Here is a 17,368-nt window from a genome sequence, read left to right as displayed (position 1 = left end):
TAATGTTCATTTTTATGTGGTTTTAAATACATGAAAATGAACGTTTTTAAAATTATTTAGAATGAAATGGATTCACTATAAGTCATTATTCAAACTCTATAAATTATGACCCAATTCGAAGTAAATTGATCGACGAAGTGTTAATAATGTATATAAAGCGTATAAATTTTACTAATTATTAAATTTTGTGTTAGTGATTTTATGAATATGAAATATTTCTATTTTGAGTTCATACTGATAGGGAAAAATGTTTCTGCAGCGTGTTTTCAGTTTTAAGGACATAATTTCTGACAATTAGTTGCTGCTCTGCAAGGAAGATTTCCTTTTTCTATTTCCCGTTTTTTAAGTTAAGCTTGGTTTCGTTTTGTTTAGATAAAATCGTGTTGTGTACCCTCGATTTCGTGCTTTTTTCGGGATTAAAGGTTAATAAGTTATAATGTATGAGTTATAATTTATAATAAAGTTGATAGATAATTATAATCTTGTATGAGTGTTTTTGATGTTTTATGTAATGGCAAAAAAGCTGTTAAAAAATTAAAATATCATTACATAAAGAGTTAAGAGGTAAAAAGAATTCTGAAAAGAATACTGTAGAATTAAAATAAATAACAGAATGAATATTTTAAAAATAACGACTATTCTTTGCATCGCATTTTTTGTGAGTTGTAAAGAGGCTGATAAAAAACAAGAAGAAAAGAAACGACCAAATTTTCTATTTGTTTTAGCCGACGATCAATCTCCTTTCGATTTAAAAGTATATAACCCCAATTCTATATTAGATACACCTAATATAGACAAATTGGCAAGTGAAGGTATTGTATTTGCAAGTGCTCGACATATGGGATCTATGAATGGCGCGGTGTGTACGCCTTCAAGACATATGATTATGACTGGGAGAACAGTTTGGAATTTACCGCCAAGTGCAGAGTTTCAAACACAAATTGGTCCGCATCCATTAGATGAGCAAACTATAGGTGCGCTTTTTAATAAAGCGGGATATAAAACCATGCGAACCTGTAAAAAGGGAAATTCTTACCCTGGTGCCAATAAACAATTTACCGTAGTTCATGATGCAACCAAACGCGGCGGCACTGAAGAAAGTGGGAGCGCATGGCATGCTAAGCAAGTGCTTAATTATTTAGGAGAAAGAGAAGTGTCGCAAGATAAGGATCCGTTCTTTATTTACTTAGGTTTTTCGCACCCACACGATACCCGGAATGGAACCCCAGAATTACTTGAAAAATATGGCGCTGTTAATTTTAAAGATAAAAATGGCGTCCCAGAATTGAATGACAAACAACCACAACTTCCAGAAAATTATTTAGAGGCTCATCCTTTTTTCATGGTCACCCAGATTTGCGTGATGAGGAACGTGTTAGTGGCGTTTGGAAACATAGAGATGTAAATACCATAAGAAATGAAGTTGGGCGCGAGTTTGCCTGTTCAGAAAACATAGATATTCAGCTGGGAAAAGTCCTTAAAAGGCTAGAAGAAATTGGCGAATTAGAAAACACCTATATTATTTATACCTCCGATCATGGCATTGCTATTGGTCGCCATGGCTTAATGGGAAAACAAAATTTATACGAACATACTTGGCGTGTCCCTTTTATAATAAAAGGCCCAGGATTAGAGGCAAATAAAACCAAAAGCGGAAACATTTATTTGTCAGATGTACTGCCTTCTGTATTAGATTTAGCAAATATTGACATTCCCGAAACTGTTCAAGGTAAAAGTTTTGTTCCGGTGTTAAAGGGTGAGCGAGAAAATGTAAGAGATGTTATGTATGGCGTATATGCCGGAGGTACCAAACCAGGAATGCGTACCGTGAAAAAGGGAGACTGGAAACTAATAAAGTATGATGTTATGGATGGCGCGGTAAGAGAAACACAACTTTTTAATCTAGCAGAAAATCCACACGAATATTTGCCCGAACACCAGAAAAATGGTGCTATGGAAACCAATTTAGCAAATCATCCAAAGTATGCCCAAAAGTTAGCTGAAATGGAAGCTTTATTATTAGAAGAAATGATAGCGAGTAATGATCCGTATAGATTGTGGGATCAAACTAATTAAATATAAAGTTTACTAAAGTAAACACCTTTTTTTATGACTGAATTAGTTGATTTTTTAGTTTAGTAATTAACTACTTGATTATATAAAAATAATTTTACGTTTTTAGAAATTGTAAGTACTTGAAGTTTAGCTTAAAGTGTTTTATGTCAATTCGTTGTATTTGGTCTATTTTAATTGAAATGATTAATAATTTATATTTAAAGACCTATAATTTATAATCATTCTACTCATAATGTAATAATATTACAATATTATAAGTGCTCATTTTTAGTGAGTTACTTGTTTTGATTGACATTGTTATTTTAAAACTAAGTAAGTTTTAAGGCTAATTTTTAACCATTTTTAAACTAATATTTATGAAAAATTATTACGTATTTAAACGGCTATTTTTTGCAGTCTGTTTAATATTATTATCAACTACATTATGGGCAACAGATGAAACGGTCTTACCAGGTGAAAGTATTCAGGAGGCGATTGATAATGTCGCTGCAAGTGGGGGAGGAATTGTAACTCTAGTTAAAGGAACCCATGTTATAACAACCCCTGTAAGAATAAAAAGTAACGTTACCCTTCAAGGAGAAGGAAATTGGGAAAGTTTATTACAAACTACAGTTAATATGAACATGATCATTGCAGATGCTGAAGGTTTGAAAAATTTAACCATTCAAAACCTAGCTATTCAAGGAACAAATGCAATTAATGGCGGAGGTATTCAAATCACTTCACAAGGTGTGGACCATGAAAATATTAAGATTATTAATGTTCATTGTTTCGAAACTGGTTGGGGGGTTCATATAAAAGGAACAAAAAACTTATTGGTTCAAGATTGCTTATTTGAAAGAAATGGAACCGCTGGTAAGGAGGGCTATGCTCATAATATGTATTTACGTCGAGTATATGGTGCAGAAGTTAGAGATAGTCAGTTTTTAAATTCCACTTCAGCCAATGGTATTAATATTTCGTATAGTGAAGATATAAAAGTTTACAATTGCGAAATGTCTGGTAATTATTTTAGAGGAGTAAGAGCGGCCAATACCATCGGCTATTTAGTGCACGATTGCATTGTTAAAGATAATGGTGATGTTGGGATATTAGCAAATTCGGAAGGCGTGCCAACGACCAATATCGATATTAAAAGAAATTGCGTATCTAATAATGCTAAGGCAGGAATTTCGGGAGTAAACGGAGTAACAGGAAATGTTTACGATAATAATTCTTATGGGAATGAAACAGATTATAGTTTGCCTAAATCTGTTATTCAATCGGGTAACATTTCTGATGATACTTTGAATTGTGTTTATGATGACTCACCAAGTGTGGGGTTATCTGCAGTACCAGGGGACGATATGATATATTTAGATTGGGGATTAAAGAATCTTATCTCTACTAGACAAGATGTTTTCAGAGATACCGATTCAGATCCTAGTGGACGAACCCTAATTGCCAGTAAAGTAACAGGTGAAAATTATACAGATACTACAGCCGAAAATGGTGTTACTTATTGGTATTGGGTAAAAGTTACAGACGACGCTTCTAATACATTTAATTCTAACTCGGCAAGTGCAACAGCAGTAAATGTAGATCCTGTAATAACACTTTCTGCATCAAAAGGAAATGGAGAAGTGGTTTTAACTTGGGAATTGGAGGGTGTTACCTTAGGAGATCAGGACGTTTTTAGAGATACCGATGCAGACCCTAGTGGAAGACAGTTAATAGCCCCGAACGTTGAAGGTAATTCCTATACCGATACAACAGTCGAAAATGGTACAGAGTATTTTTATTGGATAAAGGCTACAGATATTTCTGGAGAAAGCACAGATTCTAATGTGGTAAGTGCTACACCGGCTGTTCCGGATCCGAGTATTACTTTACAAGCTTATTCAGGAGATAATTCAGTATTGTTGCAATGGGAATTAAAGGATATCGAACTTGGTGATCAAGATGTGTTTAGAGATACCGATTCAGATCCTAGTGGAAGAAAACTTATAGCTTCGAATGTGGATGGTAATGCTTATACCGATTCCTCAGCTGAAATTGGAGTAGAATACTGGTATTGGATCAAAGCAACCGACGTTTCTGGAGTAAGTACTAATTCGGAAGCAGCAAGTGCTATAGCTAAAGAATTGAATCCTCAAATAAATTTATCAACGCAACCAGGTGACGGGTTTGTTACATTACATTGGGATATACAAGATATAAATGTCCAGAATGTTGGTGTGTTTAGAGATACAGACGATAATGCTAGTGGTCGAAAATTAATTTCAAATGGTGTAACAAGTACCACATTTACAGATAACAGTGTAGAAAATGATACGGAATATTGGTATTGGCTAAAAGTAACCGATGTTACAGGAACAGATTTAAATACAGAAGCTATTTATGCTTTGCCAAGCGAAACACTATCCGTAGATACTAATTTTAAAGACGGATTTAAGTTTTATCCTAACCCAACTTCCGATAGGTTAACTATTAAAATGTCTGCTTCACAATTTGGAACATATAAAATTTTAGATGTTAGTGGTCGAGTAACTAAGAATGGGGTGTTTCCTAACGGAATACAGTCCGTAGAACTAGATGTATCTGCATTGTCTAAAGGCATGTACTTAATAGAATTACAAGGAAAGCAAAATAAAACCGTAAAATTTATTAAAAACTAAAAGAAGATTCAATTACATTTCAATGTACTAATTTTAGATTCTAAAAAATGCCAGTTTTCTTGTAAGCTGGCTTTTTCATTTTTAATAGTTTATCAAAATTTTTCATAAGACTCACATGTTAGGTGTTATCCTGCTTTTGAATGAAAATGAATGATAATTTACAGTTTTAAAATCATAATTTATAGTCGTTTTTATCTTGTTTGAATAGTTTTACTACACAGATAATGAGTGGTGTAACCAAATTAAAACAGCTCATTGTTGTAACCAATAATTTTAATAACTAATTAATTGAATTATGAAACAAAACTTTACCCCAAAGAGGCTATTCTATGCCTCAAATTTTAAGAAAAGCTTTAGTACTATGTTCTTATTCTTTATAGGAATGTATGTCGCACAGGCACAATTTGTGCATCCTGGTTTAACACATAAAAAATCCGATTTAGATAGGATGAAAGCCATGGTTGAAGCCCAAATAGATCCATGGTACACCTCTTATCAAGAAATGGTTACCGATCAAAAGTCAAGTTACGATTACGTTGTACAAGGAGATCCTTCATTTACCGAATTAGGAAGAGATAGTAAAGTGAATTATGGAGCATGGAATAGCGATATTCGGGCCGCTTACTATAATGCTTTAAGATGGTATATAGAGGGCGATAGCAAACACGCTGAGAAAGCTATAGAAATTTTTAAAGCTTGGTCTAACTTAACCTCAGTAACAAGTGGAGGAACAGAGGCGCTAAGTGGAGGTGTCGCTTATATTATGATTGAAGCAGCCGAAATTATTAACAGCACCTATACGGGATGGAATGAAAGTGATGTTCAGGCGTTTAAAGACATGTTAGTGTATCCAGGGTATTCTACTACCACAGTGCCTGATGATATTAGAACAAACACCACATTTTATTGGAGTGCCTATCAAGGTGATCCTGTAAGACATGGAAACCAAGGTTTGTCTGGGTGGCGAACCGTTTTAGCCATGGGTATCTTCTTAGATAACGAAATTATGTACGATCGTGCTTTAAGATATGTTCAAGGTTTACCGCATCGTGCAGATGATTTACCTTATCCAGCCGGACCAAATACTAGCGATGCTATTACATCCAGTAACGATTACGCAGATACTTATAGCATTATTAGAGGTTACGATATTGAGGATTATGGCTATAATGAAGTCATGACTAATTATATTTGGGATAATGGTCAATGTCAAGAAAGTTCTCGTGACCAACAACACACTATGTTTGGTATAGGTTTGTTAACCTCGATGGCCGAAATGGCTTGGAATCAAGGTGACGATCTTTATAGTTTTGCAAATGACAGACTGTTGTTAGGGCTTGAATATAATATGAAATATAATGTGTCTGCCATAGAAAGTTACGACGACCAATCTACACCATGGGAACCTACAGTAAGTTCAGGGGAATTTAAAGAAGGGTTCGATAGAACCGGACGTTGGTATTCTAAAGCTATAAGTCCAGAAGGAAGGGCCGACTTTCCAGGAGTGCGTCCTGTTTTTGAAATGCCAGTAGCGCATTATTATGGTCGTGGTTTTAAAATGGAAGATGAGGTAAAGTGGATTACACGCGCCCGCGATAAAGCTATCGAATTATCAAGTTATGAAGCTGCAGGTTGGACGAATGATGCTTTAGGATGGGGAGCTTTAACAGCACGTCGACCAATGTTTTGTTATGGAGATCCTATAATGGGCTTTGATGCTTCAAGTTTACCAATTTATGGTATGCACGATATTTTGAATCCAGTTGAAGCTGAAAATTTCGACTACGATCCATTACAAAATGGAGAGGGTAGAGTATACCACGACAAAAGTACAACCAATACAGGAGGTGCATATAGAACATTCGATGGTGTAGATATAGAAGCATTAAGCGACAGTAATTATAATATTACAGGTATAGAGTCTGGAGAATGGTTAACTTATACGATTTCTGTACCAGAAACGGCATCTTATAGTTTTAGTATTACCTATGCAGCAAGTGTGGCAGATGGTACCATTAAATTAAATGTGGCTGGGCAAGATGTCACAGAAAGTATAATCGTGCCTTTTGGAGCGCCAAATTCTTCAGGTGATTCCGATTGGAAAACAATTACAATTGCAGATGATATTGTGCTGAATAAAGGCGTGCAAAGTTTCAAAATTATGTTTGGAGGAACATCTGAAGCCTTTAAATTAGACAATTTTCAATTTTCTCAAACAGGAATAGTAAAAGAAGATCAAACTATTCAATTTTATACTATACCACATACTGTTGTAGATACCGAAGATTTCGATCCTATGGCAACCTCAAGTTCAGAGTTACCAGTAAGTTATGCTAGCTCTAATGAAGCTGTAGCGACTATCGTAGATGGGAAGATTCATATTGTTGGATCTGGATTGACTACCATTTCGGCTATGCAAGGCGGAAACGATTATTATAATGCTGCAGAAACAGTAACTCAAGAATTACAAGTTGTAGATGCTGTAAGCGGTACAGAGAATCTAATTGTTGCTGCCGATACTTATGTGCATGAAGGACAGGCTAATAATAATTATGGTGATGCCGTAAATATAGTGACTAAGGAATCTGCTAGGTATGTGCTTTTAAAATTTGATTTAAGTAATATTCCTGGTCCAATTATTTCTGCCAAATTACGTATGTACCAACGTACGCGTTATGAAGATTTTAGAGTGATTTATGATATTGCAGATGATTCTTGGGAAGAATCTACAGTAACATGGAATAACAAACCAGCTTTTGAGAATGAACGTTCTCGAGTTACGACTATTCCGTCTACGTGGAGCGAATGGGATGCGTCCTCTTACGTTGCGCAAGAGTATAATAACGATAAAATTGTATCTATGGCAGTAAAAGATCCGGCAGATAGTGGTATTGGAATCGATTGGTATAGTAAGGAAAATGAATTGAATTTACCTCCACAATTAGTAATCGAGTATTATGACGAATCTTTAGGGATTCAAACTACAGACAGAATGGTTTCTCTGTATCCAAATCCTGTTACAGATGAATTTACAATTTCTAGGGCAGCTGGTTCTAGTATGTCTATCTACAATGTGTTAGGTAAATTGGTGCTTCAAAATCAAATAGAAACCGATCAACAACCTATAAATATCAGTAAACTTAATAGTGGAATTTATTTTGTTCGTCTTAATAAAAAAGGTGTAAAAACAACCAAAAAGTTGATTAAGAAATAGCCCCTTTTTATGTAGCGTGTTACGCTAGGTTTAAATGTATTTGAATACAAAATCGCCCTTAGTATAATTAATACTAAGGGCGATTATTATTTATATGTAGAATACTTATTTCGTTCTATTAAGATCGAATATCCTCTAAGCTTTTAATTTTATTTAAACCACTTTCAATAGTATATTTTTGTGATTCTAAAATAGTTTTGGTGCTTAAGGGTAAATCGGTTTCACTTAAAACATCTTGATACTCTTCTACAGCAGCTTTTTCGCCACGAATCGCTTCTTCAAGCATGGCATCTTCGTTATTTGTAGTAAATGCCGATTTAATATCCATCCAAGTTCTGTGCGCTTGTCCTGTAAAGCTTCCGCCTTTGTCAATCTCTTGTCCGTAAGCGCTTAATTCTCGTTTTAACTCATGTCCAAATGTTAATCGTTCTTGCGATTTCCGTTTAAAATAATTTTTTAAGGGTGTTTCATCTACATGTTCTGCAGCCTTAGCGAATCCTTTTTCTGCATCATAAGTTTTCTCTAACAAGGCATTTAATTTGTTTCCAACAATATCTGTGTACGTTTTCATAATTTTAAATTTTTTCATTTATAAAAATGAAGAACAACGTATTACTCGTTCTTCTGCTACCAAAATTACAAGATGTGCTTGGAGAGGATTGTTGCAATCCAATTAAAATTTAGCTGTAAAAGGTTTAAGATGAAGGATCTTAATAAATAGGCGATTTTTAATGATGAAGTTGATTTAAATATTTTGTAACTTTTTCACTTTAAGAATTATATCACTATTTAACTCTAAAATTTGAAATCATGAAAACAAATATTTTGGTTATTTTCGGACTCATGTTATCTTATACTATAAATGCTCAAAGTTTGGTGGGGGCATGGGAGTATAGTAGTACATCAAAAGCTGGAGAATCTGTAAAACAGGTTTTAATTGTTTCCGATGGCTTTCAAGCTACAAGTACTTACAACGAAACAACTGGAGCCTTTATGAGCACCAGCGGAGGGGCTTGGACCTTAAAAGGAGATATGTTGACGGAGCATATTGAATTTAACTCTGCCAACCCAGAACAAGTGGGAACGGAAGTTGCATTTAAAATTACGCTCACCGATGACAGTTTGCATATAGTAGATCAAGGCATAACATTTAAAAGAATCGATGCTGGTATGCCAGGACAATTACAAGGTGCTTGGCTTATGTCTGGCCGCGTAAGAGACGGAAAAACACAAAGTCGACCAACCGATGTACCACGGAAAACCATGAAAATATTGTCTGGAACCCGGTTTCAATGGATTGCTTATAACACAGAAACTAAAGAATTTAAAGGCACAGGAGGTGGTACGTATACTACCATAAATAATGAATACACCGAAAATATTCAATTCTTTTCTAAAGATGATTCTCGTGTAGGGCAAAGTTTAAAATTCAATTATGAGCTTATAGATGGGCATTGGCACCATACAGGCTTATCTAGCAAAGGTGATCCTATTCACGAAATTTGGTCCAAAAGAAAGTAGCTCTTTCTTGTAAATTGAAATTTTATGAGAATACTCGTCATATTTTGTAACTTGTGTTTCATGGTTTAGAAATTATAGGAATCAACTTCTAGAAATCAGTAAATTCGGCCATTAGACAGCGATGACGTAAAGATGACATAAAGCTGACGCTATCAAACACAAGCGGTTCAAATTAGTTTTGTATTGAATTAATTGAACATACAAAATAAAATGAAGAACAAGAATTTAGCAGTAAAAGTAAAAGATTTAAGAAAACGAAAAGGGTATTCTCAAGAGGCATTAAGTGAACATTCAGGTTTAAGTTTACGAACCATTCAGCGTGTAGAAAACGGAGAAACCCAACCCACAGGCGATTCGCTAAAAAAAATAGCCCAAGCCTTGGATAGTACAGCCGATGAGTTGTTAGATTGGACTGCGGTTGAAGATTCGGGGTATGTAAAGGCTATGAATTTATCGGCCTTAACTTTTTTATTGTTTCCTTTATTGGGGATTATTGTTCCATTAATAATGTATGTTTCTAAAAAGGATAAAATTAAAGATGTAAACCAGGTAGGCAAGCATATAATTAACTTCGAAATCACCTGGGTACTCGTCCTCTTTTTAGGCTGGATTATAAATATATTATTAATCCTAATCGATTTTAATACTCAGGGTAAAGTCAATGTGAATATAATTATGAGTGGACAATTTCGAATTTTAGGATTCCTAATCTTTATGTATGCTATAAATATTATTTTAATTATTTGGAATACCTTCAGAATTCAAAATAATAAACCCTTGACATATAAACCTAGAATTCATTTTATCAGAAATTAACGTCTTAATTAGTATTGAAATAAATCTTTTAATCTCGAGCTTATGAAACAAAAGAATGTCCTTTTCTATTTTATATTAGCGCTTCTAGGGATACTATTTACCGGAGCTAGTTATGGCCAAGATTTAGAACATGCTGTTTGGCAAGAATTAAGCTGTACGGGAGAACCTGTTAAACGACACGAAGCGGCATTTGTGGAAGCCGATGGTAAATTCTATTTGGCGGGAGGCAGGCGAATTCAAGAAGTTTCCATCTTCAATCCCGAAACGAATACTTGGACCAGCGGAGCAAAACCTCCGGTAGAAATTCATCATTTTGAGGGTGTCGCTTATAAAGGTGATATTTTAGCTGTGGGCGCACATACGGGGAAATACATCCATGAAACACCATTAGAGGCTGTGTATGCCTATTCGCCAAAAACAGATACCTGGTCTTCACCATTTAAAATGCCAAAGAATCGAGCTAGAGGTTCTAGTACGGCTACCATATATAAAGATAAATTATATATAGTAGGTGGAATTTTAGATGGACATTGGGATGGTCATGTGGCTTGGACAGATTGTTACGATTTTAAAACCAAAACATGGCGCACATTGGCCGATGCTCCTCGCGCTAGAGATCATGCTACTTCGGTTGTTTGTAATGATAAATTGTATGTTATTGGCGGAAGACGATCTTCAGGTAAAATTAAAAAAGTTATGGATCTTACAGTTTCAGAAATCGATGTGTTCGATTTAAAAACAGAAACTTGGTCTACTTTAAAGACCAAGCTTCCTACAGAACGTGCGGGTTTAACGGCCTTAACTTTAGGGGATGAAATTATAGTAACGGGAGGTGAAAGTGCGACACAAAAAGCAGCTTACAGTACCGTAGATTGTTTAGATACAAAGACAGGAACTTGGCGGAGCTGGCCAGATTTAGATCAGGGGCGCCATGGCACACAGTTAATTCAGTATAAAGGACGATTATACATCGCTTCGGGTTGTGCAGAACGCGGCGGAAGTACCGAATTAAAAACGCTATCAGTGTTGTCAGAATAGTGATGATTTCCTTAATATAAAATTTAAAAGTGTTTTATCGAAATGATAAATAAATAGCAACTCTAGCGCGGGATGCTGGAATTTTGGCTCATATTACATTAAATACATCATAATTTATAGCATTAGAAACATGACTTATATAATTCTTCCTTAAAATTTAGCAATTTGCTTAAGCATTTCTATGTTGACAGTAATGCCTTTAAAATATGCTTAAGACTTTATTTAAATACGTTTCTTTTTTACTGGTTTGCGCCTTATGGCCACAATATATATGGGCAGATGTTTCGGTGAATCCGTTGTTTTCCGACCATATGGTAATTCAGCGTGAAACTAAAATTCCTATTTGGGGTTGGGCAGATCCTAATGAAGCTGTTGTTGTAACCGGGAGTTGGGGTAAAATAGCAAAAACCGTAACAGGTGCCGATGGTACATGGCGCGTGGATTTACAAACACCTAAAGCGGGTGGCCCTTTTAGCATTAGCATTAGTGGGAATAATAAAATTGAAATCAACGATGTGTTGTCGGGCGAAGTGTGGTTGTGTACCGGGCAATCTAATATGGATTTTGCTTTAGAAAAATTTTTAAACGATGCCAAAGAACCACAATATCAACCTTTGGTGGACTATATTAGAGCTGAGGTTGCTCAAGCCAACGACAATCAATTACGACATATAGAAGTCCGTCGAAATACCTCACTTTTTGAAAAGCAAACGACTTTTAAAGGAGCGTGGGTAAGTGCGACCGGAGAGGACGTTAAAAAAATTACAGCTACTGGATATTTCTTCGCTAAGGCATTACGAAAAGCCTTAAATGTACCTGTTGGCTTGGTGGAATGCTCTTGGGGAGGTACACGTGTGCAACCGTGGATTTCGGAAGAAACGTATAATTCCGATCCGCATTTGAAGGCCTATTTTGAAGCGAACAGAAAAACGGTTAGCCGTACCATCGAAATTATGGATGCTCCCGGGTATGTAGATACCTTATACCAACAAAATTTAGCTACATGGCAGGCTAAAGGTTCTAAGGGAAGAGCTCCAAAACCAACGACACATCCTACAAAAAATATGCAAGAACCAGCAACTTTATATAACGGGATGTTGAATGCCATAATTCCTTATGCCATTAAAGGTGCTATTTGGTATCAAGGTGAAAGCAATGCGAAATATCTGCCAGAAAGCTATAAAATGTATTTTACGGCTATGATTAAAGGATGGAGATCGGCTTGGGGGCAAGGCGATTTCCCGTTTTATTGGGTGCAATTAGCTGGCTGCGAACGTGGAGATAAAGCCGCTAACGATGGTTGGGCCATGGTTAATAATGAATTGCGAAAATCTTTAGACTTACCAAATACAGGAATGGCTGTCTTGCACGATATAGGTGAAGCTAGCGATATACATCCGCATAATAAAATGGATGCCGGAGAACGTTTGTCCCTTTGGGCTTTAAAAAATGAGTATGGAATAACGGTGGAAGCAGTGAGCGGACCTCTTTATAAAACCTTTAAAGTGAAACAAAATAAAATTCAAATCACCTTTACTGATGTTGCTTCTGGTTTACAGGTGGCAAAAAAGCAAGGTTTGGCAAAACCCGTTATTTCAGACGAACCTTTATCTGGTTTCGAAATTTTAGGTCCCGATGGTATTTGGCTACCTGCACAGGCTAAAATTAGTGCTAAAGCTAAAATCGAAGTTTGGAATGATAGCATTAGTCAGCCAAAGGCCGTGCGATATGCTTGGACAGGTTTTCCAGATAAAGCTAATTTGTATAATTCGGCAGGCTTACCAGCAGCCGTGTTTTCAACAGAACAATAATAACTAACGATAAAATAAAATGACAAACAAACATCGCTTTTTAAATTTACCAATAAAACCTTTACTTGTAGGAGCGGTAATATTTACGTGTAATGTAATTAGTGCTCAAAATGTAGATTTAATTTATACCACGGCATCCGAACGTTGGGTGGAAGCCAAGCGCTTTTTAAAGAAAACACCGGCGTCTACAGCAGACATAACCGTTTACACCGACCAAAAGTTACAAGTAATTGATGGAATAGGCGGTTCTTTTAACGAAATGGGTTGGGAGGCACTTCAGAGTCTAGATGAGCAACAACAGGACGCTGTAATTAATGCGATATTTTCTAAAGAAGGTTGTAATTTTTCGATGTGCCGTATGCCAATCGGTGCTTCAGATTACGCCTTAAGTTATTACAGCCATAACGATGTGGCAGAAGATTTTGAAATGCGTGATTTTAATATCGATCGCGACCGCTATATTTTAATGCCATATATCAAGGCTGCTTTAGCCGTTCGTCCAGATTTACAAGTTTGGGCCTCGCCGTGGTCGCCACCAGCTTGGATGAAAGTTAACGAGCATTATGCCATGAGGGAAGGGGATTTCGAAAATGCTAAAAAAGGAAATAAATTAGTTGAAGGCGGTGAGATTTTAAATAATGCTACAGGGTTTAAAATGCAGGAGCGTTACTTAAAAGCCTATGCCTTGTATTTTTCAAAATTTGTTCAGGCGTATAAAAAGGAAGGGATTGCATTAGCAGCCATTCAGCCACAAAATGAAATCGCTTATCAGCCTAACTGGCCGTCGTGTACTTGGCGTCCAGAAGATATGGCGTATTTTATAAACGATTTTCTAGGGCCGCAATTTCAAGCCGACAATCTTAATACTAAAATTTGGTTAGGAACCGTAAACTCTGGAGATCCTAATTATGTAAAAACGGTTTTAAATTATAAAGACACGGCAAAATTTATTGATGGTGTCGGATTTCAGTGGGGTGGAGCAAAATCCATTCCAACGATTCATAAAGAATTCCCTGAGTTAAAATTAATGCAAACCGAAAATAAATGTGGCGAGCATGAAAATGATTGGACCTCTGTTGCGCGTTCTTGGAGCGACTTGGTTCACTATACCAATAATGGCGCAGGGTCTTATATGTATTGGAATATGATTTTAGATGAAACGGGTGCGAGTGCATGGGGATGGCCACAAAACTCTATGGTGGTGATCGATAAAAACACTAAAGCAGTAACCTATACAGACGAGTTTTACCTGTTTAAACATGTGTCGCATTTTGTACAGCCCGGAGATCATTTATTAAAATCTTCCGAAGGAAAAAATCATTTAGCGTATCAGTTAAAAGACGGACGCATTATGGTGTTAATAAATAATCCTGAAGCCACAAAAAAAACGATTACTATTGCTATTGGAAATCAAAAAATAGGGGTAGAAGTTCAACCTACCTCAATCAATTCAGTACTGGTTAAAAGTTAATTTAATTGTTGCATAGTTGTAGTTTTTTAGCATGAAAGCGTTAAAAGTAACCTTACTATTAGCGCTTTCTTTTTGTTATAAAGGCTTGTTAGTACTCGTGTAAAACGGTTTAATCGAAGCCAGGAATACCGCTGTAACCCTTGTTTTTGCTGAAATGGGCGATAATTTATGACTTATGAATGATGGTTTATATTCAAAAAAGATTTTTTTTTTGAAATTGCCATGAGTTAAACAATTACAACCAAAACCTAAAAACGACCATACCTGACTATGCTATCATTTAAACATATCCTTTTTGTTTTTGTTTTAAATTTTGCGCTTGTTTGTCAAGCTCAAAATATTACTATTGACGCTTCAAAATCTGGAGAAAAATTTGATCATTATTGGAGTAAAATGGTTGGCGCTGGACGAGCTAACGAAGGGTTACGTGCCGGTTGGTTAGAACAATTACAAGAGGTTCAAGAACATTGTGGATTTGAATATGTACGTTTTCATGGTTTGTTTCACGACGATATGTTTCCTATAGTCGAAGAGCGTGGGAAACTAAGTTACAACTGGCAATATATCGACGATTTGTTCGATAGAATGTTAGATTTAAATGTAAAACCTTTTGTGGAGTTAGCTTTCTTTCCGAGCAGTATGGCAGCAGAAAATTCTAAAACCGTATTTTGGTGGAAAGCCAATATTACGCCTAAAGAAGATACCTTCTCCAAGTGGCACGACTTGGTTCAAGCCTTTACGCAACATTGTGTAGATCGCTATGGTATAGAGGAGGTGCTAACCTGGTATTTCGAAGTTTGGAACGAGCCAAATTTATATCCGTTTTTCTGGGATGCTACCAAATCGCAATATTTTGAATTGTATAAACAATCTGCTCTAGCGGTGAAGTCGGTAGATAATCGCCTTAAAGTGGGAGGGCCATCTACCAGTAATTTTGTGCCCGATACCCGATTTGATGGCGAGCTTACTAATAATGAAGTTTCTGAAGCGGTATTTAAAGCCGAGGATATTAATGCTTTAGACTGGCATGGTGTATGGATAGAAGACTTTTTAGATTATTGCTATAAGGAAAAATTACCAGTAGATTTTGTGTCTACACATCCATATCCTACAGATTATGCCTTTAATCCGGAGACCGGAAAAGGGCGGGGTTTAACACGTTTTGCAAAGTCGCTTAAAATAGATTTAGAGTGGTTAAAGAAAACCATAGAAGCGAGTCATTTTCCCGATGCCGAAATTCATTTAACCGAATGGAATACGAGTCCGAGTAGTCGAGATGCTATGCACGACCGTTTACCTGCGGCTGCATACATTGTACGTTCTAATTTAGATTGTATTGGCTTAACAAATTCCTTAGCGTTTTGGACCTTCACCGATATCTTTGAAGAAAAAGGAGGCGCATCTAGTATTTTTCATGGCGGTTTTGGGATGATCAATTTTCAGGGTTTAAAAAAGCCATCCTATCACGCGTATAGAATGTTACACGAATTAGGTGATGAGCAATTGTATAAAGATGATTATTTATTTGTAAGTAAAGATTCTAAGACGAAAAAAATTACAGCCTTAGCTTATAATTACCCGAAGGAATACGAAAATGCAGTACCTTCAGGGACCAATAAACGGGAGGAAGGGAGCTCTAAAGCTTTAGCGTTTACGGTGAAAGGATTACCAGCCGGAAGCACTTTCGAAATTGAAACTTTAGATAAAGATCATGGTAATATCCATAATTACTGGGAAGCCATGGGAAAACCAGAACCACCAACAAGAGAACAAATTAAAACGATGAAAGCTTATGCAAATACCATGAAAATGGAAACGCTAAAAGCTGATAAAAACGGGGTACTAACCTTAAAGCAAGAACTAACACCTTGGAGTGTAGTTTTAATTAAACAAGTAAATGAATAACAATGGTATATAAAAGTTTAAAATTAAGAGATTCGGCGAAAACCTTAACTGTGGTGTTAATAGCTTTTGCCTTATTTTCATGTAAAGATAAAAAGCAAGAAACTACTATCCAGCAAGATGTTATACCAGCCGAAAAAACTTCAGAAGTAAATGATAGAACACTAATTTTTGAAGAGAATTTTGAATCAGATTTAAGCAAGTGGCAAGTAGAACAAATGCCAGGAGGTATGGTTGAAATTAATAACGGAAAATTGGAAATTACCGATGCCGGAGGTTGTACTGTTTGGTTAAAAGAAAAATTTGAAGGTCCGATTGTAATTGAATACGATGTGTTTTTAATTAAGGATGGCGGACCGTACGATCGCGTTTCAGACTTAAACTGTTTTTGGATGGCTAAAGATCCAGAACATCCAGATAATTTATTTGCCAATTCTGAGCAACGCGGTGGGAAGTTTTCTAATTACGATAGCCTAAGATTGTATTATATGGGAGTAGGCGGTAACGATAACGGAACCACAAGATTTAGACGCTATACAGGAACAGGTGAGCGTCCCTTATTACCAGAACACGATTTAAAAGATGCAAAATATATGTTAGAATCTAATACAGGCTATCATATAAAAATTGTAGCGAATGGAGAAACTATTCAGTATTATAGAGATAACGAATTGTTTTCAGATTTTAACGATCCAGCGCCTTATACGTCGGGGTATTTCGGATTTAGAACCGTTAAAAATCACATGACAGTCGATAATTTTAAGGTGTATAGCCTAAAAAATTAAGAAGACCTTATCATAAGCATTTAGAGATAAACAAGAATTAAATTCTATTTTTAGAGTATAAAACAAATTAAACTTAA

General features: G+C 36.0%; 12 protein-coding genes. 11 read left to right on the top strand and 1 reads right to left on the bottom strand.

The window, feature by feature from the left end; translation table 11 throughout:
- Window positions 1-613 precede the first annotated feature (613 nt).
- The 4 genes from A9D35_RS19430 (at window position 614) to A9D35_RS05110 (ending at window position 7,947) form a co-directional block, all read left to right on the top strand.
- Window positions 614-1,405, top strand: coding sequence for a sulfatase-like hydrolase/transferase (locus tag A9D35_RS19430; protein WP_218017726.1), 792 nt, complete (start codon window positions 614-616; stop codon window positions 1,403-1,405).
- Window positions 1,357-2,076 carry a sulfatase-like hydrolase/transferase gene (locus A9D35_RS19425; RefSeq protein ID WP_218017725.1) on the top strand — a complete coding sequence of 240 codons (720 nt, stop codon included), beginning with the start codon at window positions 1,357-1,359 and terminating at the stop codon, window positions 2,074-2,076. Before A9D35_RS19430 ends, A9D35_RS19425 begins: the two co-directional genes overlap by 49 nt.
- A 356-nt stretch (window positions 2,077-2,432) precedes the next feature.
- Entirely contained in the window at window positions 2,433-4,733 is a 2,301-nt protein-coding gene (locus tag A9D35_RS05115; RefSeq protein WP_066219891.1) for a T9SS type A sorting domain-containing protein, read from the top strand.
- A 361-nt stretch (window positions 4,734-5,094) separates the two neighbouring features.
- Window positions 5,095-7,947, top strand: coding sequence for a CBM96 family carbohydrate-binding protein (locus A9D35_RS05110; RefSeq protein ID WP_066219888.1), 2,853 nt, complete (start codon window positions 5,095-5,097; stop codon window positions 7,945-7,947).
- Window positions 7,948-8,065: 118 nt separating this feature from the next.
- Here A9D35_RS05110 and A9D35_RS05105 read toward each other — a convergent pair whose 3' ends face one another.
- Window positions 8,066-8,518, bottom strand: coding sequence for a ferritin-like domain-containing protein (locus A9D35_RS05105; RefSeq protein WP_066219885.1), 453 nt, complete (start codon window positions 8,516-8,518; stop codon window positions 8,066-8,068).
- Window positions 8,519-8,757: 239 nt separating this feature from the next.
- Between A9D35_RS05105 and A9D35_RS05100 the strand changes: the two genes are divergently transcribed.
- The 7 genes from A9D35_RS05100 to A9D35_RS05070 all read left to right on the top strand — a co-directional run bounded on the left by A9D35_RS05100 (window position 8,758) and on the right by A9D35_RS05070 (window position 17,291).
- Window positions 8,758-9,468 carry a DUF4488 domain-containing protein gene (locus tag A9D35_RS05100; protein ID WP_066219882.1) on the top strand — a complete coding sequence of 237 codons (711 nt, stop codon included), beginning with the start codon at window positions 8,758-8,760 and terminating at the stop codon, window positions 9,466-9,468.
- Between the two features lie 210 nt (window positions 9,469-9,678).
- Window positions 9,679-10,284, top strand: a complete 606-nt coding sequence (locus A9D35_RS05095) for a helix-turn-helix domain-containing protein (RefSeq protein WP_066219879.1) — start codon at window positions 9,679-9,681, stop codon at window positions 10,282-10,284.
- 42 nt (window positions 10,285-10,326) lie between these two features.
- Window positions 10,327-11,322 carry a Kelch repeat-containing protein gene (locus tag A9D35_RS05090; RefSeq protein ID WP_066219877.1) on the top strand — a complete coding sequence of 332 codons (996 nt, stop codon included), beginning with the start codon at window positions 10,327-10,329 and terminating at the stop codon, window positions 11,320-11,322.
- A gap of 206 nt (window positions 11,323-11,528) precedes the next feature.
- A complete protein-coding gene (locus A9D35_RS05085; RefSeq protein ID WP_066219874.1) occupies window positions 11,529-13,133 on the top strand; it encodes a sialate O-acetylesterase in 1,605 nt (534 codons plus the stop codon).
- Window positions 13,134-13,152: 19 nt separating this feature from the next.
- Complete coding sequence (locus tag A9D35_RS05080; RefSeq protein WP_066219871.1) at window positions 13,153-14,604, top strand: glycoside hydrolase family 30 protein; 1,452 nt, start codon at window positions 13,153-13,155, stop codon at window positions 14,602-14,604.
- Between the two features lie 270 nt (window positions 14,605-14,874).
- A complete protein-coding gene (locus A9D35_RS05075; protein ID WP_083191615.1) occupies window positions 14,875-16,509 on the top strand; it encodes a GH39 family glycosyl hydrolase in 1,635 nt (544 codons plus the stop codon).
- A gap of 2 nt (window positions 16,510-16,511) precedes the next feature.
- Complete coding sequence (locus tag A9D35_RS05070) at window positions 16,512-17,291, top strand: DUF6250 domain-containing protein (protein ID WP_066219868.1); 780 nt, start codon at window positions 16,512-16,514, stop codon at window positions 17,289-17,291.
- Window positions 17,292-17,368 lie beyond the last annotated feature (77 nt).

The organism is Formosa haliotis (genome assembly GCF_001685485.1).
Taxonomy (GTDB): domain Bacteria; phylum Bacteroidota; class Bacteroidia; order Flavobacteriales; family Flavobacteriaceae; genus Formosa; species Formosa haliotis.
This window is presented reverse-complemented; position numbering and strand designations above follow the sequence as displayed.